The sequence below is a fragment of the Sphingopyxis sp. YF1 genome (assembly GCF_022701295.1).
Taxonomy (GTDB): Bacteria; Pseudomonadota; Alphaproteobacteria; order Sphingomonadales; family Sphingomonadaceae; genus Sphingopyxis.
In genome coordinates this window covers 1,723,561-1,746,024 of record NZ_CP033204.1, presented here as the reverse complement: position 1 = coordinate 1,746,024, position 22,464 = coordinate 1,723,561, and the positions used below count along the sequence as shown (strand labels likewise).

The window sequence follows — 22,464 nt, the reverse complement described above, 5'->3', positions numbered from 1 at the left end:
AGGCGGCTTTGCGCTAGACCTGCGCCGCGCTTTGCCGCATATATCGCTCGCCATGGCGAAAGGTGGCGGCCCCAACGAGCCGTCCAGCGGTGTTTGCCGCCAAGAACAGGAGGCCAATGTGTCCGATAAAAACCAGAATCTCCAGGATCTCTTCCTCAACGCTCTGCGTCGCAGCAAGACACCGGTGACGATGTTCCTCGTCAAGGGCGTCAAATTGCAGGGGATCATCACCTGGTTCGACAATTTTTCGCTGCTGCTGCGCCGCGACGGCCAGTCGCAGCTCGTGTACAAGCACGCGATCTCGACAGTCATGCCGTCGCATGATTTCGACCTGTCGCTGCTCGGCGACAATCTGCGCGAGGCGCCGGCGAGCAAGGGCAAGGCGTTGCAGGACGTGTTCCTGAACGCGGTGCGGCGGTCGGACGAGTCGGTGACGATGTTCCTCGTCAACGGCGTGATGCTGCAGGGCGACATCGTCGCTTTCGACCTGTTCTGCATGCTGCTCGAACGCGAGCGGCAGGTGCAGCTCGTCTACAAGCATGCGATTTCGACCGTTCAGCCGAACGGCCCGATCAACCTGACCGACAGCGAGCCCGAAGGCGACGTCTGATCGATATCGTCGCCGAAGCCAATGAGGTCAGCCGCGGCGCTGCGGCGGTTCTGGTCGTGCCCGAATGGCACGGCCAGCGGCTGTCGCGCGACCTTGGCGCGCGCGTCGAGGAGGCGAAGGGGCTCGCCGTCGCGATCGGGCTGGAGGTCGTCGCGACCTATCCGCTGCGGCTGCGGCAGACGCGCGCGGCGACGCTGATCGGCGTCGGGCAGATCGAGACGATCAAGGCCGAAGTCGGCGAAGGTGCCGCACAGCTCGTCATCGTCGATGCGGCGCTGACGGCGATCCAGCAGCGCAACCTGGAAACCGCCTTCGGCATAAAAGTCATTGATCGAACAGGATTAATTCTCGAAATATTCGGCGAACGCGCCGCGACGGCCGAGGGGCGGCTGCAGGTTGAACTGGCGCATCTCGACTATCAGGCGGGGCGGCTGGTCCGCAGCTGGACCCACCTCGAGCGCCAGCGCGGCGGCTTCGGCTTTCTCGGCGGCCCCGGCGAAACGCAGATCGAGGCCGACCGCCGGATGATCCGCAATCGCATGGCGCGTATTCGCAAACAGCTCGAGGAGGCGCGGCGGACGCGGCAGTTGCAGCGGTCGAAGCGCCAGCGCGCGCCGTGGCCCGTGGTCGCGCTCGTGGGTTATACCAACGCCGGAAAATCGACGTTTTTCAATCGCCTGACCGGAAGTGACGTCATGGCGGAAGATATGCTGTTCGCGACGCTCGACCCGACGATGCGCGAAATCCGGTTGCCCGGGATCGACAAGGCGATCCTGTCCGACACGGTGGGCTTCGTATCCGACCTGCCGACCGAACTGGTCGCGGCGTTCCGCGCGACGCTGGAGGAGGTCACCACTGCCGACCTGATCGTGCATGTCCGCGACATCGTCCACCCCGACAGCGATGCGCAATATGCCGATGTTGTCGCCATCCTCAATTCGCTGGGGGTGAACGGGCCGCAGGACGGCGGGGAAGGGGAGGATGATGCTCCCGATATGATCCCGCAGATCGAGATCTGGAACAAGATTGACACCGCCGACGCCGAGACGCGCGGTGTCATCGAGGACATGGCGGCGCGGCGCGGTGACGTCGCGGTCATATCGGCGGTGAGCGGCGAGGGCGTCGACGCGGCGCGCGTGCTGATGGCGACGCAGTTGACCGCGCGGCACAAGTTGCAGCGCATCTACCTGGGATATGAGCAGGGCGAAGCGGCGGCGTGGCTTCATGCACGCGGCGAGGTGCTGGACGACGAACCCGAGGGCGAGGGACATGTGCTGACCGTGCGGCTCGATCCGGCGGATACGGCGCGGTTCGCGCGGTTGTTTCCGACCGGGACGAGCCAAGCATAGGGCGCGGACCTCCATCGGTCCTGTCTGGCAGATGGATATTTCGTCGTAGCCCGGCCTGTCCGGGAAGCGCCCTTCGACAGGCTCAGGGCTACGGTTCCATGTGTGCGCGTCGCGTTTGCCGGCGCCTCTTGCTCAGCCGCGCTCCGCCACCTTCACCGCCTGCCAATGCGCTTCCTGCGTTTCGAGGTCGAGCCCCGCGAGACTGCCGCCCGCCTGCGCTTCCATGGCGGCAAAGCGCCGCGCGAACTTGAGATTGGCGTCGCGCAGTGCATCTTCGGCATCGACCCCGAGCTTGCGCGCGTAGTTGACCACCGCGAAAAGCAGGTCGCCGACCTCTTCGTGGCGTTCGGCATCGCCCGGCGCGTCGGCGACTTCGGCGAGTTCCTCGTCGATCTTGTCACGCGGTCCCGCAACATCGGGCCAGTCGAAACCGACGCGCGCGGCGCGCGACTGGAGCTTTTGCGCGCGAAGCAGCGCGGGCAGCGACAGCGCGACGCCGTCGAGGGCGCCCTTGGGACCGTCGGCGGCGCGTTCGTCGGCCTTGATCGCCTCCCATTGTTTGCGCACCGCCGACGCCGTGACGTCGCCCGCGCCGTCGGCGCCGAAGATGTGCGGATGGCGGCGTTCCATCTTGTCCGAAATCGCCGTGGCGACATCGTCGAAGGTGAAGAGCCCGTCGTCGGTCGCAATCTGGCTGTGGAACACGACCTGGAGCAGGAGATCGCCGAGTTCGTCGCAGATGGCGGCGGGGTTGCCGCCGGCGATCGCGTCGGCGACTTCATAGGCTTCCTCGATCGTATAGGGCGCGATCGTCGCGAAATCCTGCGCAAGATCCCATTCGCAGCCGCCGTCGGGGTCGCGCAGCCGCGCCATGACGCCAAGCAGACGGTCGATCGGGGTTGCAGGGAGGGATGCCGGGGAAGCGGGTGTCTCTGCTGGCATAGATTTATCCGATAATATATATTATGTTAAATTTACTGATATCCGGCGAGGAATGAATGCCCCCTTCGGTATTCACCGCCGCGCCGCGGCGCCGAACGCCGTTCGTTTCAGGTCACCGCCTGCCACGTCCGCACGACCAGAAACACCAGCGCAAAGATCGCGATCCATGCGAGCGCCATCTTGACCCAGTCCGCCGCCGGCAGTCGCCGGACGAGCAAGCCGCTCAAGACCAGCGTGAACGCCCCCACGAACCAGATCAGATTGACCGCCATGTCGCCGTTCACAATTGCACCTCCAGCCCGTCATAGCCGGGCTCGACGCCCGGCGGCAACTCGGCCGCAAGGTCGTCGTAATCCATCGTATTGTCCATATGCGTGATGATCGCGCGCGGATGGCCGACCTTGGCCAGCGCTTCGAGCGTCATCGCCAGATGCGGATGCGTCGGATGCGGATAACGGCGCAGCGCGTCGATCACGAACAGGTCGACGCCCTGGAAGAAATCGACCATTTCGTCGGTGAACTTTGCAAAATCAGTGGCATAGCCAATCTTGTTCGAACCGTCGCTGAAGATGAGTCCGCTGGCCTTGATCGGGCCGTGCGGCATCTCGATCGCCGACACCTCGATCGGGCCGATCGATTGATGATCCATCAGGTCGACCGGATCGACCGACGCCGGATAGCCAGCATTGCCCGCAAAGGCATAGGTAAAGCGCCATTTCAGGATATCGAGCACATGGTCGCGCGCGTAGCAGGGCACCGGCGAGCCGCGCAGGTGCATCACCTGGCGCAGGTCGTCGAGCCCGTGGGTGTGATCGGCATGTTCGTGCGTCCAGATGACGGCATCGACCTCGCCCACCTCCGCGGCCAGAAGCTGGAGCCGCATGTCGGGGCTGGTATCGACGAGGATGCGGAAACCGCCGAGCGAGACGAGGATCGAGGCACGGCTGCGCAGGTTGCGCGGGTTGTCGGGGTCGCACTGGCCCCAGTCGTTGCCGAGCCGCGGCACGCCCGACGACGTGCCGCTGCCGAGGATGCGGACCTTCATGATGCGCTGCCCGGAAAGCCGGAGCCGAAGCCCCGGGCCTGTCGAAGGACGCCTTGCCGAGAAGAACCCTTCGCCAGATTCAGGGCTATAATATTGAAAGGACACCAAAACCTGTGTGACGTCATGGTGTCGCCTTGTTGAAAAGCGCATAGAAATTGGCGCTTGTCGCCTGCCCCAGCGCGTCGCGGTCTTCGCCGCGCAGGTCGGCAAGGAACGCCAGCGTGTCGGCTACGAAAGCGGGTTCGCCGGTCTTGCCGCGGTGCGGGACGGGGGCGAGGAAGGGGGCGTCGGTTTCGACCAGCAGCCGGTCCTGCGGCAGCCATTTGGCGGTCGCCTGAAGTTCGGCGGCGTTCCGGAAGGTCACGATGCCCGAGATCGAGATATAGAGGCCGAGGTCGAGCGCGGCCCGCGCAAAATCGTCGCTGGCGGTGAAGCAGTGGATCACGCCGGGGAAGACCGCCCTGCCCATCTCCTCGCCGAGCAGCGCGAGGGTGCCCGCCTCGGCATCGCGCGTGTGGACGATGACGGGAAGCCCGGTTTGCTGCGATGCGTGGATATGGCGGCGGAAGCTGTCCTGCTGCCGCACGCGATCGCTCTTGTCGTAATAATAGTCGAGCCCGGTCTCGCCGATGCCGATGACGCGCGGGTGCGCGGAGCGCTCGATCAGCTTGGCGGTATCGACGTCGGGATGGTTGTCGGCATCGTGCGGATGGATGCCCACGCTGGCCCAGACGTCTTCATGCGCCTCGGCCGCGGCGAGCACATCGTCCCACTCGCTTTCGCGCGTCGCGATGTTGAGCATCGCGGTCACGCCGCGGTCGCGCGCGCGCGCCAGCACTTCGCCCTGCTGCTCGGCGAGCCCCTTGTAATTGAGGTGGCAGTGCGAATCGACGAGCATTACGCCTCCCCTTCCCCCCCATTTTCGTCGGCGCCCTCGGGCAGTTCGAGGCGGGGGAAGATCGGGACGGGCTGGCCGACAGTGAAGCCCGTCGCGGCAAGCCGTGCGAACCATTCGGTGTCGGCGAGCGCGGCGGCATCGCGCGCGTCGTCGGCGATGCCCATCTGGTCGAGCAATTTGTCGGCCGCCGCCGGCACAACGGGGCGGATCGCGATCGCGAGCGTCCGGACAGCCTGGAACAATGTCATCAGCACCGCGCGCATGCGCTCGGGATCGGTCTTGCGCAGCGCCCACGGCGCCTGCGTGTCGACATATTGGTTGCAGGCGAACACCGCCCGGATCCAGTCCTCGATACCGACCGAGAAGGCCAGCTGCTCGAATTCGCGCGGCAGGCGCTCGGTCGCCATCGCGCGGAGATCGGCGAGCAGGTCGGCATCATCCTGTGATGGTGCATAGTCCGCGGCAATAACGCCGTCCAAATTCTTGAAAATCATCGACAAGCTGCGCTGTGCAAGATTGCCGAAGCTGTTCGCGAGGTCGGCATTGGCGGTGCGCACGATCGCCTCGGCCGAATAGCTGCCATCCTGCCCGAAGCTGACTTCGCGCAGCAGATAATAGCGCAGCGCGTCGACCCCGAAGCGGTCGGCGAGCGTCATCGGATCGACGACATTGCCGAGCGACTTCGACATCTTCTCGCCGCGGTTGAGCAGGAAGCCATGGCCGAAGACCTGTTTCGGTAGCGGCAGGTTGGCGCTCATCAGGAAGGCCGGCCAGTAAACCGTATGAAAACGAACGATATCCTTGCCGATCATATGAATATCGGCGGGCCAGAATTTGCCCCATTCGCCGTCGGTATCGGGATAGCCCAGCGCCGACATATAGGTGGTGAGCGCATCGACCCAGACATACATCACATGGCCGGGCGAGTCCGGCACCGGCACGCCCCAGTCGAAGCTGGTGCGCGAGACGCTGAGATCCTTGAGCCCGCCCTCGACGAAGCGCAGCACCTCGTTGCGGCGGCTTTCGGGGCGGATGAAGTCGGGATTGTCGTTGTAGAGCGCGAGCAATTTGTCCTGATAGCTGGACAGGCGGAAGAACCAGCTTTCCTCGACGGTCCATTCGACCGGGGTCCCTTGCGGCGAGAGCTTCGCCTCCCCCTCTCCCTGCGTCAGTTCGCTTTCGTCGTAAAAGGCCTCGTCGCGGACCGAATACCAGCCCTCGTAGCGGTCGAGATAGAGATCGCCATTGGCCTCCATCGCGCGCCACAGCGCCTGCGACGCGGCGTGGTGCGCGGGGTCCGAGGTGCGCATGAAATGATCGAAACTGATATTCAGTTTGCTGTACATCTCACGGAAATATCCGGACATTTCGTCGGCGAGTTCGATCGTGGGCCGGCCCTGGTCGCGCGCGGTCTGATACATTTTCAGGCCGTGCTCGTCGGTGCCGGTGGTCAGCCGCACGTCGCGGCCGCGCGCGCGCTGGAAGCGCGCCATCGCGTCGGTGGCGATCGCCTCATAGGCGTGGCCGATGTGCGGGCGCCCGTTGGGGTAGCTGATCGCGGTGGTGATGTAGAAAGGGGTCTTGGTATCGGACATCGCCGCGCCTTAGCGGGTGCGGGGCGCGAGGGAAAGCATGTCGTCGTCCGCCGCGGAGGCGGGGCTGCGGACGCCTAGCGGGCCGCGGCGCCGCGCGGCGCCAGTTCGGCGAGGCAGTTGCCGATCTCGAAGCCGACCATCGCGCCGTCGTACGATCCGCGGATCGCATCGCGGACGGTGCGCTGGATGCGGTCCCATTGCGCGAGCACGGGAGCGATCGCGGCGACCGGACGCTCGCGCGCGAGATCGGCGAGCAGGCCGGGCACAATGTCGATCACGAGCTCGAGCCGGGCGCGGTTGGCGGTGCCGCCGACCTCGCGCGCCAGCGCCTCGCGCAGCCGGTTTCCGGGGTCGCCCGAAACGGCGATCGCGCGCAACTTCTTCTCCATCGCCGCAATGTCGCTGTCGATGAGCGCGAGCGCCTTGCCGGGCACGCCGCCCGATGCGGCGACGGTCGCGCGCACCTCCGCCATCTCGGTCATCGGGCGCAGCTCGTGCAGCCACGCCGCCATGACGTCACGCTCAACCGGTTGAAAACGCAGCGTCCTGCATCGCGAACGGATCGTCGGCAGCAGCCGCCCCGGCGAGTGACTGATGAGGATGAAGACCGTCTGCGCGGGCGGTTCCTCGAGCGTCTTGAGCAGCGCGTTGGCGGCGTCGGTCTCGAGGTCGTCGATCGCGTCGACGATGATCACGCGCCAGTGGCCAAGCGACAGCGAGAAGTGGAGGCGGCGGATCAACCCGCGGATCTGGTCGATCGTGATGTTGCGCGCGAGTTCCTTGCCCTTGTCCTTGGGCTGGCGCGTCAGCGCGAGGATTTCGGGATGGTTGCCCGCGGCGACGAGCCGGTCGGCGGCGCTGTCGCCGACATCGTCGAGCGCGACGCTGCGCCCCTCGCCGCCCTTGCCGTGGGTGACGAGGAACCGCGCGGCGCGCGCGGCGAAGGCCGCCTTGCCCATGCCCTGCGGCCCCGCGAGCAGCCAGGCGTGGTGGAGCCGTCCCGCCCCCCAGGCTTCGAGGAAGGCCTCTTCGGGGGCCTGGTGCCCGATCAGAGCCATGATGAAAGCCCGGCGAGGAGCGCCGACGTCACGGCGTCGGGCGTACCCCCCGCGTCGACGATGCGCCAGCGGGCGGGCTCGGCGGCGGCGATTTCGGCGAAACGCGCGGCGAGGCGTGCCTGATAGTCGGCGGGCTTGCTGCCCATGCGGTCGGCGCCCGCGGCGTCGCGCACCGCGAGGCGCCGCGCCGCCTCGCCGGCGCCGAGGGTGAGCAGGAAGCTGCGGTCGGGAAGCAGGCCTTCGGACCCGATGCGGTGGAGGTCGAGGATGTCGGCGTCGGTGAGCCCGCCGCCGGCGCCCTGATAGGCGCGCGACGAGTCGACGAAACGGTCGCAGAGCACCCACGCGCCGCGGGCGAGCGCCGGGCGGATGGTGCGCGCGACATGGTCGGCGCGCGCGGCGGCGAAGAGCAAAGCCTCGCTGCGCGCCCCCCAGCGGTCGTCGCTGCCCTCCATCAGCAACGCGCGGATCGCCTCGGCGCCCGGGCTGCCGCCGGGTTCGCGCGTGACGACGACGTCAAGACCCCGCGCGGCGAGCGCGGCGGCGAGCGCGCGGATCTGGGTCGACTTGCCGACCCCCTCGCCGCCCTCGAGCGTGATGAAGCGCGCGCTCATCGTCCGCCGGCGCGCCCGCGCTGCGGCGCCTGCGCGAAGCCCCAGTCCATCAGCCTTGTGGCTTCGTCGCGGCGTGCCTTTTCGCTCGCCATGCCCGCGACGACCATCACCAGCCGGCGCCCGTCGCGCTTCGCCGAGCCGAGGAAGCAGTAGCCCGCCTCCGACGTGTGCCCGGTCTTGAGCCCGTCGGCGCCGTCGAAGCGGCCGAGGATGGGGTTGCGGTTCGCCTGGACGATCGGCTTGCCGTCGGGCGACTTGCCGTGCTGGAGGCTGGGGATCGCGAAATAGCGCGCATAGCCCTGCGGATGATCGCGGATCAGCCGGTCCGCGAGCGTCACCAGATCGGCGGCAGATACCTTTGTTACCCCGCCGTCGGGCCAGCCGCTGGGGGTGCCGAATCGGCTCGACTTCATGCCAAGAGACGATGCCATATCGTTCATTCGCTTGACGAAATCCTTTTCGCTTCCATCGATTCCGACCGCGAGAACCGCGGCGGCGTCATTGCCCGAAACGGTGATCAGCCCCTTGAGCAGATCGTCGACGCTGACCTTTTCGCCCGGCGCGAGGAACATCGACGATCCGCCCCTGCCCGCGCGCCATTTCTTCCATTCGGCCTCGCCGACGGTGAATTTGGTGTCGCGCGCCAGCCTGCCCGCCTTGATCAGGTCGAGCACGACATAGGCGGTCATCACCTTGGTCATCGAGGCGGGCGCGAAACGCTGGTCGGCGCCGCGCGAAAAGAGGATTGCGCCCGAATCGAGATCCTTGAGCATGACGATCGGCGCCTGCGGTACGAAGGCGGCCGAAGCCTGTGCCGCGGGAGGCGCGGCCTTGGGCGCCGACGGCGCCGCCGCGACCGGCGACGCCAGCGCGAGCGCCAGCCCGGCCAGAATTGCCGCGCCCGCTCGCTTGCTGTGGATGCGACCCATCATCGGGCGGTCAGCGATCGCGCATGACCCGCGCGTCGCGGAAGCCCTTGGCCTTCGCGCGGCCTGCCGCGCCGAGTGCCTCGGTTTCGCTGGCATAGGGGCCCATGCGCACGCGCCAGAGATTGCCCGCCTTGCTCACCGTCCCGCCGACCGACCTGGCCGCAGCCTTCGCGCGCGCCTCCCCGCTGAAGGCCGCGATCTGGACGACATAGCTGCCGCTCGTCGCTGGCGCGGGCTTCGCCGCCGCAGGCGGCTTGGAGGGCGCGGGCCTCGTTTCCGCGGGTTTCGGCGGCGCCGGGGTCTTCGCGCCCGGGCCCTCGACGATGAAACGGTCGCCGCCCGGCGCCGGGGCCGAGGGGGTCGGCTTGCTGGCGGTCGGCGCGGCGACGCCCGCGGGTACCGGCATATCCTTGAGCTTGCCGCGCAGCAGAACGAGCAGGGCGTCGGGGGTCGGCAACCGCTCGGCCACCGGCTTGCCGCTGCGCAGTTGCGCCTTTTCGCCCATCGGCGGGTTGGTCCGGCGCACGCGCACCGCGGCGATGCCGCCCTGGAGCCCGAGTTGCTGCGCCGCGCCGCGCGACAGGTCGATCAGCCGGTCGTTCGCCATCGGGCCGCGGTCGTTGACCCGCACGAGGATCGTGCGTCCGGTGTCGAGCGCGGTGACCTCGACATAGCTCGGCAGCGGCAGCGTCTTGTGCGCGGCGGTGATCGCGTCGGGATCGAAGGGCTCGCCGGTCGCGGTCGGCGATCCGGCCGCCTCGTCGCCGTACCAGCTCGCATAACCGACATCGTCATAATCGGCGATATCGGCGGGGGTATAGGTCACGCCGCTGACGGTGAAAGGCGCGCCGAGCCTGGCCGGACCGTCGACCGTCGCGGGCGCTGCCGGGGTGGCGCCGGGCGCCGCGCCGGGGACCGAATTGCGCTTGCCGTCGACACTGCCGCAGCCGCCCAGCGCGAGCATCGCCCCCGCGAGCAGCACGCCTCCCCTACCTATCGATTTCATCCGCCAGCAACCCCACAGACAGTGCGTAAAAATTGGAACAATTGTAATCGAGTATCGCACGATAGTTGCCGGTGAGCAAATAGGCCGTTTTTCCGGAGCCGTCGGGTTCGAGCAGTGTTGCCTGGACATGGTCGCCGGGCCAGCGCCCCCCGACGGGGGTGATGCCGTCGGCGCGCCATTCGGCCATCGAGCGCCAGCGGCTGTGGCGGTCGAACACGCGCGGGCAGCGCGTCGGCTGGAGCCTGTTGGCATAGCGCGCGCGGTTGAAACCGTCGGGAACGCGCACCGCGACGCCCCACGGCTGGCCGGCGCGCCAGCCGGCGTTGCGGAGGTAGGAACCGATCGATTCGATCGCATCGGCCTCGCTCGACCAGATGCGCGCGACCCCGTCGCCGTCGCCGTCCTCGGCGACGCGCAGATAGACCGAGGGCAGGAATTGCGGATAGCCGAAGGCGCCCGCCCAGCTGCCCTTGAGCACCTGGCGCGGAACCCCCTGTTCGACCATCACCATCGTCGCGATCAGTTCGGGTTCGAACAGGCTGCGGCGGCGGCCTTCATAGGCCAGCGTCGCGAGCGCCTCGGGCAGGTCGAAACTGCCGGTGACCTGCCCATAGGCGGTTTCGTGGCCGTAGATGGCGATCATGATGCTGGTCGGCACCCCGGTGCGCTGTTCGATGCGCGACAGCAGCGGCAGCAGCCGGTCGTGGACGCGGCGCCCGCCGCCGATCCGCGCGGCGTCGACATGCTTGACGCGATAGGGCGCAAAGGCCGGGATCGGAGTGTTCGGGTTCGGCGGACTGCCCAGATTGTCGCGATCGAGCGCGACGACGCGCGCATTGTAGCGCAGCCCCGTCGCGACGCGGTCAAAGGTCGCGCGCGACACCCCCTGCGCCTGCGCCTTGGGCCACAGCGACTGGACATAGGCGTCGAAGCCCGCATCGCCGCCGCTCTGCGCGTGCAGCGGCGCCGAAGCCGCCATCGACCACGCCGAGGCGACGACCGCCGCGACCGAGAGAAACCGTCCGATTCCAAAAGTTTTCGTGCGCATCATAGCCACCCCATAGGCATGATCTGGCACACATGCATCCTGAATAACCAGAGGGGCGAGGGACGAAGCGACTCATATGCGCGGCGGATGGAGTGGCGCCGGCGAAGCGGGCGCCAGGCTCGCGGCCGCCTGCCTCGAACGGGGTGAGAGCGGATCGCGGTTTGGAGTGATGATCGGATATTCTGATCCCGCCCGTGCCGCAGACCTGGAGAGGTGGCAGCACGAAGCGCCGACGGGTGGTTGACAGCGCGACGTCATGCCCCCTCCACCACGCCCTACGGGCGCGCGCCTTCCCATCGCTTCGCGACACGGGGGATATTGAAGTCCGCGATCGGTCGTTTGGCTTCATCGCGTCGCCATCCCGGATCACGTCCGGGGCGTCGATGGCGGACAGGGTGGGATTCGAACCCACGGTGAGCTTGCACCCACGGCGGTTTTCAAGACCGCTGCCTTAAACCACTCGGCCACCTGTCCGGTGCTTGCGCCATAGCGCGCGGGCGCTTCGCGGCAAGCGAAACCTGAATGGGGACGATGAACCCGCAGGCCGGGCGGCGAATCCGTTCGGGTCGTTCTGCCGGCGCCCTGCCTCACGCGGGCACCGCGCTGGCATCGGTCCAAAACGGATAAGGTTTGGCGCACGCCGATCCCCGAGACCGTTATCGTCGGCTTCTTCACGATATGACGGAGGGGCATATGGCCGAGTTCCAACTCGTTCAGGCGGACGCGTCGCTGGGGCAGGAATATCCGGATCTGGGCAAGGTCCGCGCCTATCTGCAGGTCTTTGGCTATCTTCGGGAGGACACACCGGCAGGGGGCATTCTCGACCTCGTGACTTCGGCGGCGCTCGCCCGGTTCCAGGAAATGTTCGGGATCGAGGCCAGTGGTTCGATCGATGCCCCGACCCGCGCCGCGCTGACGATGCCGCGGTGCGGGGTTCCCGACGGGGGACCGGGCGGCGGCGTGGCGAAGCCCGCGCCCTACGTGCCGATCGGCTGCGATTATCACGCCAGGCACCGGACCCTGACCTATCGCTTTGACAACAGCACGCCCGACCTGCCGGGCGATGCCGAACGCGACGCCGTGCGGCGCGCTTTCGCCACATGGGCGAAGGTGATCCCGGTCGATTTCGTCGAGGTCGGTCCGACCAATGCCGCGGACCTCAAGATCGGCTGGGCGACGGGCAATCACGGCGACGGCGCTTCGTTCGACGGACCCGGCGCGATCCTTGCGCATGCCTTCTATCCGCCGAGTTGCGGGGGCAGCTTTGCCGGTCACTGCCACTTCGACGAGGGCGAGAATTGGGGGCTGGCGCATGGCGCGGGAAGCTTCGACCTCGAAACCGTCGCGGTGCACGAAATCGGACATCTGCTGGGGCTTGCGCATTCGAACGGCGCCAACTCGGTGATGGTGCCGGGCTATGCGGGGCAAAGGCGGGTGCTGTCGACCGACGATGTCGCCGGAATCCAGTCGCTTTACGGGAAACCCGGCCCCGCGCTGCGCGTGCGCGCGCACCTCGAAGGCCATGGCGACAGGATGGGCCGCGAAAGCGAGTTCATCGGGACGCGCGGCGAATATCGGCGCCTCGAAGGATTCCAGATCGAGATTGCGACGCCCGTGCCGAACCTGTCGCTGCAATATATGGCGCATTTGGAGGGTATCGGCGACACGCCCATGGTCCCTGAGGGAAATTTCGTCGGGACGCGCGGACAGCATCGCCGGCTCGAAGGATTCACGATCGAACTCACCGGGAGCGCCGCCGGGAACTACAATCTCTTCTACCTCGCGCATCTTCAGGGGATCGGCGATACGCCGCTGATGACTGGAGGCAATTTTTGCGGGACGCGCGGTCAGAGCCGGCGCGTCGAGGGGATTTTGGTCCGGATCGAGCCCAAATGACGGCGAGCGACGGGAGACGCCGGACGGCTCGGCGGTTGGCGCCTTTTCCGGCCCGCAGATAAAAAGGAAGTCCGCCGGCGGGGGCCGGCGGACTTCAATGAACAGGACGGCTTTTCGGGGCCGCCCTGCCCTTGGGTCGCAACGACTGCATGCGCGATTCGCGGCGCGAACGCGCTACCCATCCGGGTAGCTTCGGCGATTTTTTGCATCGCATTGAGGCTTGGCACGGCGCGATACCTTCCTCTATCCTGTGCCCATCGATTTTCTCGGCGGGGGACGGGGATGCCGGCGAACAATGCACCGATCTTTCCTTCGGGCCATGACGCGCATGCCGAATGGGAAACGCTCAACGCGCTGATCGGGCGCATCTATGATTCGGTCCTGCACCCCGAAAGCTGGAACGAAACGCTGGCGCGGGTCACCGGCGCGCTCTGTCCGCTGAGTTGGGAAGCCGCGTTCATCCTGTGGGAAGGAAGCAGCCCGCCGCGCGCGCGCTTCGTCGCGGCAACCGGCCTCGCTGCGGGCATCCAGGAAATCTACACCGGCGTCTATGCCGGCAACCATCCCTGGTCGCGCAAATTCATGCGCTACGCCAATGGCAGCGTCGTCGACAGTTACGAGATCATGACGCGCGACGAATTCTACCAGTCCGAATTCTTCCGCAACTTCCTCCAGCCTTACGGGATCGACCGGCTCGTCGGGGTGCTGCTCGACCGCCGCGCGAGCGAGCGGCTGGGGCTGATGCTGCCGGGACCCGGCGACCGCGATGTCGCGCCGCTCAAGCGCGGACTGCGCGTGCTCGCGCCGCATATCCAGCGCGCGATGCGGATCAGCGACCGTATCGCGGAACTCGAGCTGGCGGCGGGGGCGGCGCGGGCCGCTGCCGACATTGCACCCTTTGCGATCTTCAGCCTCGACGACCGGCTCAATATCCTGTCGGCCAACCGCCGCGCCGGACGCTATGCCGAGGCGGGTTTCATCAGCCTGGCGCAGGATCGCTTCGCCTTCACCCACCCCGCGAGCCAGAAGAAGCTCGCCGACCTGATCCACAACCCCGCCCCCGCCGGGCTGGCCTTTCAGGCGATCGCGCCGTCGGGCGCCGAATGCCCGGTGCTCGTCGCGCGCATTTCGCCCCAGGCGGCGCAGAAGATCGGCGGTGTCAGCCACGGCGCGTCGCTGATCGTGACGCTGGGCAGCGCGCCGGGCGAGACCCCGGTCGTCGAGATCGACCGCGTCGCGCAATGGTTCGGGCTGACCCCGGCCGAGGCGCGACTGGCGGTCGGGCTGGCGGGCGGCCAGACGCTGCAGGATTATGCGGCGCTGCGCGCGGTGAGCCTCAACGCCGCCCGCTTCCTGCTGAAGGGCGTCTTCCGCAAGACCGGCGCGACGAGCCAGGCGCAGCTCGTCGCACAGCTCGCGCGGTTGCCGTCGATCAGGCGTTAAGCGAACCCGCAGGGCGAGCGGGCGCCCTACCCCATCGCCGCTTTCGGCGAACAGTGACGGTCAGTGCACCGCGGCTTTCGAAAACAGGTTCATCACCATCACCCCCGCGACGATCAGCGCGATGCCGGCGAGCGCGGGGGCATCGAGCCTTTGCCCCTGAAAGATCCAGGCGACGGCGACGATGAGCACGACCCCGACCCCCGACCAGATCGCGTAGGCGATGCCGGTCGGGACGGTGCGCAGCGTCAGCGACAGGAAATAGAAGGCGATCGCATAGCCGATGACCGTGACGAGCGACGGCCCGAGCCGGGTGAACCCCTCCGACCATTTGAGGCTGGAGGTCGCGACGACCTCTGCGACGATCGCGATCGCGAGATAGACATAGGCCATGACCCGGCTTCTCCTTTCCGGCTTATCCGACCCAGCCCGCCGCCTGCGCGAGCACCCAGAGGCCGATCACGAGGAACAGAAGGGCGGCGACGCGGCGCACCGTGTCGAGGTTGACGCGCTTGAGCAGTTCGTGCCCGAGGAAGATCGCGGGGACGTTGGCGATCATCATGCCGAGCGTCGTGCCCGCGGTGACGAGCGCGACATTCTGATATTGCGCGCCGAGCGCGATCGTCGCGACCTGCGTCTTGTCGCCCATTTCGACGAGGAAGAAGGCGACGAGCGTGGTGAGGAACGCCCCGAAGCGCGGCTTGGGGGCTTCGTCGTCCTCGAACTTGTCGGGGATCAGCGTCCATGCTGCCATTGCGACGAAGCTCGCGCCGATCGCGTAGCGGAAGACCGGGCTGTCGAGGAAGGCCGCGGCCGAGGCGCCGAGCAGCGCGGCCAGCGCATGATTGGCGAGCGTCGCGACGAGGATGCCGAGGATGATCGGCGCGGGACGGTTGAAACGCGTCGCCAGCAGGATCGCGAGCAGCTGCGTCTTGTCGCCGATCTCGGCGAGCGCGACGATGGCGGTCGAGGTGAACAGGGCTTCCATAAAGCGACTCCGGGGCCGGGCGGCAGTACGATTCCAACGGACATCGGCACCCGCCGCCCGGCCCGGACGTGGGTTCGATGCCATTGGTCTCGCCCAAGCGGTGTCCCGCTTCCACCGCACCACGGCCTCTCGACCGAGTATGTTGACGCGGCGGCCCGTCGCGAACGACGGCTGGCTACTCCCCAGATGACGGGGGCGGGTTAGCCGGGAGGGACGGCGAAGGCAAGGCCTTTGCGGGAGCCTCCTCGCCCGCGTCCTTCGCCGCCTTGTCGGCGGCGGCGATGTCGGCGTCCATCGCCTTGGCGCGCGCCTCGACCTCTTTCGCCGCCTTGTCGAAGCGTTCCTCAAACTTCGGTTCGTCCTTGCACGCCGCGAGCAGCAGCAGCGGGAGGATCAGGGCGGCGGCGTGCATTAATAATCCTTGCGATAGCGGACGCTGAAGCTCGTCTGTCCCGAGCCCCCCGCCTGGCTGAGGATCGACAGCGCGGGGGTCAGGCTGATCTCGAGCTGGGTCGCGGTATAGCCGCGGCCGTCGGTGATCACTTCGAGGTAGATGTCGTTGGTGATGTGCTGGCCCGCGGCGAGCGCAGTACCGCGCCCCTGCGCGTCGTCGGGGCCGAGGACGCGCAGGCGGTCGATGCCGGTCGCCGACTGCAGCGCGCCGAGCGGGCTGAGCCCGCCGCTGCCGCGCAGGCTGTTGAGCGACGCGGCGAGCTGCACCGCCTGGAGCGGCGACAATTCGGTGATCGAACTGCCGAACAGGATGCGCGAAACGATCTCGTCCTGCGGCAGGCCGGGAACGCTCGAGAAAGCGATCTGCGGATTCTGCGCGCGGCCCGAAACGCTGACGTTCACCGTCACATTGTCGAACGTGTCGCTCGCGAGCAGGCGGATCGACGGGTCGTAGGCGTCGCCGGTCGGGAAGGTCACCCTGCCCTCCTCGAGATCGAACGAACGTCCCGCGAAGCCCAGCGTACCGCGCACCAGCTCGATCTCGCCGGTGACGCGCGGCGCCTCTGTCGTGCCCTTGAGCGTGACGTCGGCCTGCCATTCGGATTCGAGCCCCATGCCGCTGACGTAGATTTCGTCGGGCGCGCGCAGGCGGATGTCGAGGCGGATGAGGTCGAACAGGCTGCCGCCGACCGCTGCCAGCCCGTCGCCGCTGATCCGCTGGCGGCCCGCGGGCGGTTTGCGGCGGACGCCGGTGAGCACGGGCACGCTGGCGGCCCCCTGGCGTACGATGCGGTAGCGCGTTTCGGGGAGGCGCAGGCTGCCCGAGAGCAGGGCGGTCTGTCCGGCGACCTTTTCGAGCGTCAGGTTGCCCGTGGCACGCGCCGACAGGCCCTCGCTGCGCGCGAGGCGCGCATTGTCGAGCACCGCGTCGATCTTCATAGGATAGCCGCTCGCCTGTGCGAGGCTGACATAGCCCGACGCCTTGACCGTTCCGTCGCCGGCGGTCGCGGTCAGCTGTTCGATTTCGAGCCGGTCGCCCGAGAAACGGCCGCTGACCGCCATGTTGGTCAGGCGCGTGCCGTAAGTCAGGTTTTCGTAGGTCAGCGCGTTGCCGCGGATCACCCCCTCGAGGCAGGGCGCGGAGAGGCGGCAGCTGAAATCGGCGGCGACGCCGATCGGACCACCGACGCGCTGGTCGCCCGATCCGATGAAGGAAAAGAGCGTGTCGGCAGGGCCATTGTAGCGAATGCCGCCGCCGAGCGGGGCGGCGCTGAGACGGGTGGTCCAGCTTCCGGCGCCGGGGGGCAGCGGGCGCAGCGATGCCTGCATGCGCCCGATCACGCTGCCGCGCTTGCGCATCACCGCGCGCACGTCGCCGCCGTCGGCAAGCAGCTTGCCGACGACATTGACGTCGACGGGCTGGCTGACCGTCGCCGCGGTGGTGCGGGTGAAATCGTCGAGCGTCAGCCGCGCGTCGGCGCGCGGGAAGCTGTCGGCGCCCGCCTGTTCGAAATCGAGGCTGCCGCTCGCGCGGCCGCCAAGCCCCATGCCGGGATAGATGGCGTTGAGCAGCGACAGGTTGACCCGGTCGAGGCGGCTCTGGAGCATGATCCCCTCGCCGAAGCGCCCGGCGAGCCGCGCGCTGCTGCCGCGCCCGAAATCGACGGTGGTCGGCAGCAATTCGTAACCGTCGGCGCCGGGGATGATGCGGGCCGGGCTGGTCGTGCGGAAATTGATGCCGGTCGCGCGCCCCTGAACCGAGGCGCGCCACAGCTTTGGCTGGAGGTCGGCGTTGGCGGCGACGCGGAAGGGCACGCCGCTCGTCCCTTCGACCAGCGCCTGCGCCTTGCCCGCGCCGTTCTGATAGTCGATCTTCACCCGCCCGACGGCGATGTCGAATTCGCGGATGCGCGTACTGGCGAGCTGGATATCGGCAATGACGCGCGGCTGGTCGTAGAGGATGACGTCGGCATCGACGATCGCCGAGCCGACCGAAAGCTGGGCCGCTCCGGGAAGCACGACATTGTTCGCGCGCACGTTGATTGCCGCGGCCTGATATTGCCCGGCGGCGCTGAGCCGGACGAGCCCGCCGAGCCCCTGCCCCGACGCATCGAGCTGGCCGACGAAGGGACCGGCGTTGCTCTGCACCAGCCGCCCCTTGAAGCCGATGCCCGACAGGTCGGCACGCTCGACGTCGATCGTGAGCGGCCCGGCCGCGGTGAGCAGCACGACATCGGCGCTGAGCGGGCCGTAATCGGTGTCGCCGGTCGCGGCGAGGCGGTAGCCCTTCGGCGCGCCGTTGATCCGCGCGACCAGTTTCGAGAGGCCGATGCCGAGCCCGGGCCGGTCCGCGGTCAGCGTCGCGCGCGGATCGGTGATCGTTCCGGCAAGCTGGAGCCCGAGCGGGCCGTACTCGGACGAGGAAGCGCGCGCGGTCAGGTTGATCTGGCCATTGGGGGCATAGCTCCCCTGCCCGCTCGTCACGCGCATCAACGGTGCGTTGAGGCGCAGGTTGGCGAAACGGGTGATCCCGTCGGTGCCGTATCGGACGTCGCCCGATGCGACGGCATTGCCGCCGAGTATGTTGCGAACCCCCGAGTTGAAGAGCTGCGTCGAGCGCGCGCGGACGCGGCCGACGATTTCGAACCCGCCGTTCGGTGCGGTCTTGAGGTCGGCGTCGGTGTCGATGTCGAAGATGCCGACGCTTTCGATGCGATAATCGTCGATCCGGCCATCGATCGCGCCGGTGTAGAAGCCGCGATTGAAATCGGCGATCAGGATCGCCTTCGCGTCGATGCGGCTCGATCGCAGGCGCATGTTGTCGCTGAGCAGGCGGCCATCCTTGTACGCGAGATCGCCGTCGAGGCGCACCTGGACGAGTGTTCCGCCCGCGACGGTGTCGAGCCCGCGGATGCGGCTCGCGCGGCCCGCGACCGGAATGAAGATCTGGTCGGGATCGACGCGCGCCTTGCCCGAGAGAACGAGCGCGTCGACGATGATATCGTTGACCGCGAGACTGGTCACGTTCGCCTGATATTCGACCGCCGGCAGCGCGAACGCGCCGTTGAGGCGCGCCTGCGCGCGCAGGCCGCTGCCACGCACATAGGGGGCGACCGCCCCGGGTTTGAGCAGCACCAGCGCGAGTTGCAGTTCGTCGTAGCGGCTGGTGCCGAGGTCGACGCCGCCGCTGATCCCGAGGCGGAAGGCGTCGGAAGCGATGCGACCGTCGAGGTCGGCCTTGCGTTCGGCGAGGCGCGCCGTGACGTCGACGCTGGTTTCGGTGCCGAGCAGATTGGCCACCGGGCCGGCCGCGAACAGCCGCGACGGCTGCGCCGTCCCCTTGACCGCAAAGACGCCGTCGCGCGCCGCCAGCCCGAGGCGTGCGAGCGGTGCGGTGCCGAGACTGCCGGTCAGCGTGCCGTTCCAGACCTTCCAGTCGCCCTTGCCTGCCAGCCTTGCCGTCAGCGGTTCGCGGAAGCCGCCGATCGCGGCGAGCACGCCCCCCTGCGGCGCATTGAGATCGAGCGTGAGCGCGAGCCGGTTCGTTTCGGGAACCGCGTCGAGGACCAGCGCAAGCTTGTCGCCCTTTGCGTTCGCGCCGATCGTTTCGGCGTTGGCGGTGACCTGGGCGCGGCGGTCGGCAATCGCGACCTTGCCCGTTATCCGTGCTTCCTGCCGCTCGCCCGCGACCGCGGGTTCGAAGATGAAGCGGTCGACTTGCAGTTTCGCGACGTCGATGTCGATGTCGGGAAGCAGCGGTTCGCCGGTGTCGGGGACCGGCTTTAACGCGGGCAGTCGTTGCAGCGTCATCGTTGCGGCAGTCGCCGAACGGACGTCGATATGGTTCGAAAGATATGCGAACGGTCGCCAGTCGAGCTTGACCTCGGGCGAGCGCAGGAAGACGCCCTGCGGGTCGGCAAGCGTGAGTTCGCGGATCGTCATCGCGCCGTAGAGCGACCCGTCGAGGCGGCCGATGCCGATCTTCATCCCGTTTTCGAATTCATATTTTTCGAGCTGGGTGACCACGAAGCGGCGCCCGGCATCGCTGTTGAGCCCGATCAGGAACAGCGCGACGAGCGCGACGAGACCGAGCAGCGCCACGCCGACACCGCGTGCGATGCGCAGCGGCCATGAACGCGCCTTGGCCGGCGCGGGCGGCGGACCATCGTCGAAAGCGGCGTCCTCCGCCATCAGAAAGCCTGTCCGATCGAGACATAGACGCTGACGCGCGATTCCCCGGGCTGGCGATCGATCGGGGTCGCGATGTCGAGCCGCATCGGGCCGAAGTTGGTATAGAAGCGCCCGCCGATGCCGACCCCGTAACGCATGTTGGAAAAATCGGGGGTCGAGCCGCGATAGACCTGTCCCGCGTCGACGAAGCCGACGATGCCGTAATTGCCGAAGCGGTAGCGCGCCTCGATCGCGGCCTCGCTGACGCTGCGTCCGCCGATCGGATCGTTGTTCGGATCCTTCGGCCCGAGCTGCTGGTAGCCGAAACCACGAACCGACCCGCCGCCGCCGGCGTAGAAGCGCCGCGAGGGAGCAAGCCGTTCGCGCGAGGCGCCGAGGATCGATCCGGCGCGAACGCGGCCCGCGAGCACGATGCTGTCGGTGACCGGATAATAGCCGCTGAGGTCGAAACGCACGCGCGCATAGGGCGAGAAGCGCCCGCTGAGCGAGCCTTCGGGCTGGATCAGCGCGGTGGCGCGAAAGCCCTTGGTCGGATCGAGCAGGCTGTCGGTGCGATCCATGCCGACCTGGCCGGTCAATCCCGCGATATAATAGACGCTGCGGTCGCGCGCGCCGAGAAGGAAGTCATAGTCATCCTCGCTCGTCGCGATCAGGTCGAGGCCGTAGGCATAGGTGAACTTCTTTTGCCAGATCGGCGTCGAGTCAAAGCTGACGCGCGCGCCGATGCGCCCGGTCAGCGCCTCGAACGCGTCATAATCGCTGCGCGACGCCTCGACGACGAGTTCGACGGTGCGGTCGCGGCGACCCGCGTTCGAGCGGCGGAGCGTCGCGCCGAGCGCCTGTTCCTGCGTGCCCGCGACACCGCGGATGATCAGCGCCCCCTCGGGCGGGAACAGGTTGCGGTGCATCCAGCTGCCCTCGACGCGCAGCCCCTGCCCGGTGCCGTACCCCGCGCTCGCCGCCAGCGTGCGCGGCGGGCCGGCCTCCTGCGTCACCAGCATGGTGACATATTCGGTGCCGTCGCCCGCCGGCTCGCCGGTCTTTTCGGGCTCGACCGCGACGGTCGCGAAGAGGCCGGTCGCGACGAGCGCCTGGCGCAGGTCGTCGGTCCTGCGGCTGTCGTAGAGGTCGCCGCGCCGGAAGCGCGCGAGCGTTTCGACATGCTCGACGTCGAACGCGAGCTTGCCCGTCGTCCGGAAGCCGCCGAAGCGCGCGCGCGGTCCGACGTCGACCGGCAGCGTGTAGACGCCCTCGCCCGTCGCACCGTCGAGCAGAATGTCGCGCTGGCCGACGGTGGCGAAGGGATAGCCTTCCTCGGGAAGCTTGAGCGCGATCGCCGCCTCGGCGCCCTGGATACGCTGCGCGATGATCGGTTCGCCGATCGCGATCGGGAAATTATCCTTGATCAGCGTCGGCGGTACCGTCGGTCCGGCCTGGATGACGATGTCGGACAGGGTGTAGCGCTGGCCCGGTACGACGTCGATGATCGCCACGAAAGGTCGGCGCTGGCGCGGACGGCTGTCGGCGGCGCTCGTGGTTGCGGTCGTGGCGGCGTCGCCGTTCGCTGCCTGTCCGCGCCCGCCGTTCCGGTCCCCGCCATCGCCGTCGCCGCCGTTGCGGTCGAGGCGCGTGTCGACCTCCGCGTCATAATAGCCTTCGGACGCAAGGATGCGCTGCATGAGTTCGGCGTCGGCGGTCAGGCGCGCGCGTACCATCGCGGCGTTGGCGGCCTCGCCGTCGCCGTCATGGAGCGCCGACAAATCGCTGAACAGGCCGGCGAGGTTCGCGTCGCTCGCCTCGTCGGCGAGGGCGAGGCCGTTGACCTGTACCGAATAGGCGACCTTGACCGTCTCGTCGGTCGATTCGGGCTCGGCGAACTCGACCGGTTCGACGCTGAAGCTTTCGAGCGGCGGCAGCGGGGCCGCGAGTTCGGTGTCGCGGATCGGCGCGTCGCCGATCGCCTCGATCGGGTCGCCGTCGGCCAGCGCGGGAACGGGGACCGGTTCCGAGCCGGGCGGGGTTTCGCCATCGGCTGCGGCCTTTGCGGCCTGCCGGCGCTCGAATTCGGCGATCGATTCGAGCGGGACATCGAGTTCGGGATCATCCTCGACCGCGATCGACGGGATGGCGCGGTCGAACTCCTCGTCGGGAATGATCGGTTCGACCGGCGGAAAGTTCGCATCGGGCGGCGGCGGCGTCGGTTTCGCCATTTCGGCTGCGTCGGCGGGCGCAGCCGGGTCTTCGGCCTGTCGCGCGGGAACGTCCTGCGCTGCCGCCGGGATTGCGGCAAAACAGGCGAGCGAAGCCGAGAGCGCGAGCAAGGAACGCGGCGAGACCCCGCCGCGGAGCGCGAGGATCAATTCGCGAAGATTTTCAGAATTTTGCATCTGCTGGCCGCCATC

General features: G+C 67.9%; 19 protein-coding genes and 1 tRNA gene. 4 read left to right on the top strand and 16 right to left on the bottom strand.

The genetic code is table 11. From position 1 onward, the window contains the following. Positions 1 to 52: 52 nt before the first annotated feature. Positions 53 to 610: an RNA chaperone Hfq gene (gene hfq, locus EAO27_RS08475; RefSeq protein WP_278190147.1), complete on the top strand. Its 558-nt coding sequence runs from the start codon at positions 53 to 55 to the stop codon at positions 608 to 610. Positions 611 to 666: 56 nt separating this feature from the next. Further along, entirely contained in the window at positions 667 to 1,959 is a 1,293-nt protein-coding gene (gene hflX, locus EAO27_RS08470) for a GTPase HflX (RefSeq protein WP_242779556.1), read from the top strand. A gap of 132 nt (positions 1,960 to 2,091) precedes the next feature. Here the strand turns inward: hflX and mazG are convergent, their stop codons facing one another. The 11 genes from mazG to EAO27_RS08415 form a co-directional block, all read right to left on the bottom strand. After that, positions 2,092 to 2,901 (bottom strand): nucleoside triphosphate pyrophosphohydrolase, encoded by an 810-nt coding sequence (gene mazG / locus EAO27_RS08465; protein WP_278190146.1) that lies wholly within the window; start codon positions 2,899 to 2,901, stop codon positions 2,092 to 2,094. A 107-nt stretch (positions 2,902 to 3,008) separates the two neighbouring features. Next, on the bottom strand, positions 3,009 to 3,185 hold the full coding sequence (locus EAO27_RS08460; protein ID WP_242779552.1) for a hypothetical protein: 177 nt from the start codon (positions 3,183 to 3,185) through the stop codon (positions 3,009 to 3,011). Next, positions 3,182 to 3,946, bottom strand: a complete 765-nt coding sequence (locus EAO27_RS08455; protein WP_242779550.1) for an MBL fold metallo-hydrolase — start codon at positions 3,944 to 3,946, stop codon at positions 3,182 to 3,184. Before EAO27_RS08455 ends, EAO27_RS08460 begins: the two co-directional genes overlap by 4 nt. Before the next feature lie 121 nt (positions 3,947 to 4,067). Next, complete coding sequence (locus EAO27_RS08450) at positions 4,068 to 4,844, bottom strand: TatD family hydrolase (RefSeq protein ID WP_242779548.1); 777 nt, start codon at positions 4,842 to 4,844, stop codon at positions 4,068 to 4,070. Continuing rightward, a complete protein-coding gene (metG, locus tag EAO27_RS08445; protein ID WP_242779546.1) occupies positions 4,844 to 6,439 on the bottom strand; it encodes a methionine--tRNA ligase in 1,596 nt (531 codons plus the stop codon). Before metG ends, EAO27_RS08450 begins: the two co-directional genes overlap by 1 nt. Before the next feature lie 74 nt (positions 6,440 to 6,513). Further along, positions 6,514 to 7,497, bottom strand: coding sequence for a DNA polymerase III subunit delta' (locus EAO27_RS08440; RefSeq protein ID WP_242779544.1), 984 nt, complete (start codon positions 7,495 to 7,497; stop codon positions 6,514 to 6,516). Continuing rightward, complete coding sequence (gene tmk / locus EAO27_RS08435) at positions 7,488 to 8,111, bottom strand: dTMP kinase (protein WP_242779542.1); 624 nt, start codon at positions 8,109 to 8,111, stop codon at positions 7,488 to 7,490. Before tmk ends, EAO27_RS08440 begins: the two co-directional genes overlap by 10 nt. Then, positions 8,108 to 9,043 (bottom strand): D-alanyl-D-alanine carboxypeptidase family protein, encoded by a 936-nt coding sequence (locus EAO27_RS08430; protein ID WP_242779540.1) that lies wholly within the window; start codon positions 9,041 to 9,043, stop codon positions 8,108 to 8,110. The genes tmk and EAO27_RS08430 overlap by 4 nt, the downstream gene beginning before the upstream one ends. A gap of 7 nt (positions 9,044 to 9,050) precedes the next feature. Next, entirely contained in the window at positions 9,051 to 10,046 is a 996-nt protein-coding gene (locus tag EAO27_RS08425; protein ID WP_242779538.1) for a septal ring lytic transglycosylase RlpA family protein, read from the bottom strand. Continuing rightward, on the bottom strand, positions 10,030 to 11,025 hold the full coding sequence (locus EAO27_RS08420) for a lytic murein transglycosylase (protein WP_242780522.1): 996 nt from the start codon (positions 11,023 to 11,025) through the stop codon (positions 10,030 to 10,032). Before EAO27_RS08420 ends, EAO27_RS08425 begins: the two co-directional genes overlap by 17 nt. Before the next feature lie 453 nt (positions 11,026 to 11,478). Then, positions 11,479 to 11,568: transfer RNA gene (locus EAO27_RS08415), tRNA-Ser, on the bottom strand. A gap of 219 nt (positions 11,569 to 11,787) precedes the next feature. Here EAO27_RS08415 and EAO27_RS08410 point away from each other — a divergent pair. Further along, positions 11,788 to 12,990: a matrixin family metalloprotease gene (locus EAO27_RS08410; protein ID WP_242779536.1), complete on the top strand. Its 1,203-nt coding sequence runs from the start codon at positions 11,788 to 11,790 to the stop codon at positions 12,988 to 12,990. Between the two features lie 282 nt (positions 12,991 to 13,272). Next, positions 13,273 to 14,433 carry a hypothetical protein gene (locus EAO27_RS08405; protein WP_242779534.1) on the top strand — a complete coding sequence of 387 codons (1,161 nt, stop codon included), beginning with the start codon at positions 13,273 to 13,275 and terminating at the stop codon, positions 14,431 to 14,433. Positions 14,434 to 14,493: 60 nt separating this feature from the next. Here EAO27_RS08405 and EAO27_RS08400 read toward each other — a convergent pair whose 3' ends face one another. The 5 genes from EAO27_RS08400 to EAO27_RS08380 all read right to left on the bottom strand — a co-directional run bounded on the left by EAO27_RS08400 (position 14,494) and on the right by EAO27_RS08380 (position 22,449). Then, positions 14,494 to 14,823, bottom strand: a complete 330-nt coding sequence (locus EAO27_RS08400; protein ID WP_242779532.1) for an SMR family transporter — start codon at positions 14,821 to 14,823, stop codon at positions 14,494 to 14,496. A 22-nt stretch (positions 14,824 to 14,845) separates the two neighbouring features. After that, the gene (locus EAO27_RS08395; RefSeq protein WP_242779530.1) at positions 14,846 to 15,418 is read right to left on the bottom strand and encodes a TMEM165/GDT1 family protein; all 573 of its coding nucleotides are present in this window, start codon (positions 15,416 to 15,418) and stop codon (positions 14,846 to 14,848) included. 175 nt (positions 15,419 to 15,593) lie between these two features. Then, on the bottom strand, positions 15,594 to 15,830 hold the full coding sequence (locus EAO27_RS08390) for a hypothetical protein (RefSeq protein ID WP_242779528.1): 237 nt from the start codon (positions 15,828 to 15,830) through the stop codon (positions 15,594 to 15,596). After that, positions 15,830 to 20,062, bottom strand: a complete 4,233-nt coding sequence (locus EAO27_RS08385) for a translocation/assembly module TamB domain-containing protein (RefSeq protein WP_242779526.1) — start codon at positions 20,060 to 20,062, stop codon at positions 15,830 to 15,832. The genes EAO27_RS08390 and EAO27_RS08385 overlap by 1 nt, the downstream gene beginning before the upstream one ends. Next, positions 20,062 to 22,449 (bottom strand): BamA/TamA family outer membrane protein, encoded by a 2,388-nt coding sequence (locus EAO27_RS08380; protein WP_242779524.1) that lies wholly within the window; start codon positions 22,447 to 22,449, stop codon positions 20,062 to 20,064. The genes EAO27_RS08385 and EAO27_RS08380 overlap by 1 nt, the downstream gene beginning before the upstream one ends. Positions 22,450 to 22,464: the final 15 nt, after the last annotated feature.

What these genes read in the sequence shown, in the direction of transcription:
- hfq (WP_278190147.1), top strand. Translation starts at nt 53, where the DNA reads ATGGCGAAAGGTGGCGGCCCCAACGAGCCGTCCAGCGGTGTTTGCCGC.
- EAO27_RS08410 (WP_242779536.1), top strand. Translation starts at nt 11,788, where the DNA reads ATGGCCGAGTTCCAACTCGTTCAGGCGGACGCGTCGCTGGGGCAGGAA.
- EAO27_RS08440 (WP_242779544.1), bottom strand. Translation starts at nt 7,497, where the DNA reads ATGGCTCTGATCGGGCACCAGGCCCCCGAAGAGGCCTTCCTCGAAGCC.
- EAO27_RS08400 (WP_242779532.1), bottom strand. Translation starts at nt 14,823, where the DNA reads ATGGCCTATGTCTATCTCGCGATCGCGATCGTCGCAGAGGTCGTCGCG.
- EAO27_RS08405 (WP_242779534.1), top strand. Translation starts at nt 13,273, where the DNA reads ATGCCGGCGAACAATGCACCGATCTTTCCTTCGGGCCATGACGCGCAT.
- EAO27_RS08380 (WP_242779524.1), bottom strand. Translation starts at nt 22,449, where the DNA reads ATGCAAAATTCTGAAAATCTTCGCGAATTGATCCTCGCGCTCCGCGGC.
- EAO27_RS08450 (WP_242779548.1), bottom strand. Translation starts at nt 4,844, where the DNA reads ATGCTCGTCGATTCGCACTGCCACCTCAATTACAAGGGGCTCGCCGAG.
- EAO27_RS08420 (WP_242780522.1), bottom strand. Translation starts at nt 11,025, where the DNA reads ATGGCGGCTTCGGCGCCGCTGCACGCGCAGAGCGGCGGCGATGCGGGC.
- metG (WP_242779546.1), bottom strand. Translation starts at nt 6,439, where the DNA reads ATGTCCGATACCAAGACCCCTTTCTACATCACCACCGCGATCAGCTAC.
- EAO27_RS08395 (WP_242779530.1), bottom strand. Translation starts at nt 15,418, where the DNA reads ATGGAAGCCCTGTTCACCTCGACCGCCATCGTCGCGCTCGCCGAGATC.
- EAO27_RS08385 (WP_242779526.1), bottom strand. Translation starts at nt 20,062, where the DNA reads ATGGCGGAGGACGCCGCTTTCGACGATGGTCCGCCGCCCGCGCCGGCC.
- EAO27_RS08430 (WP_242779540.1), bottom strand. Translation starts at nt 9,043, where the DNA reads ATGATGGGTCGCATCCACAGCAAGCGAGCGGGCGCGGCAATTCTGGCC.
- EAO27_RS08425 (WP_242779538.1), bottom strand. Translation starts at nt 10,046, where the DNA reads ATGAAATCGATAGGTAGGGGAGGCGTGCTGCTCGCGGGGGCGATGCTC.
- EAO27_RS08455 (WP_242779550.1), bottom strand. Translation starts at nt 3,946, where the DNA reads ATGAAGGTCCGCATCCTCGGCAGCGGCACGTCGTCGGGCGTGCCGCGG.
- mazG (WP_278190146.1), bottom strand. Translation starts at nt 2,901, where the DNA reads ATGCCAGCAGAGACACCCGCTTCCCCGGCATCCCTCCCTGCAACCCCG.
- EAO27_RS08390 (WP_242779528.1), bottom strand. Translation starts at nt 15,830, where the DNA reads ATGCACGCCGCCGCCCTGATCCTCCCGCTGCTGCTGCTCGCGGCGTGC.
- tmk (WP_242779542.1), bottom strand. Translation starts at nt 8,111, where the DNA reads ATGAGCGCGCGCTTCATCACGCTCGAGGGCGGCGAGGGGGTCGGCAAG.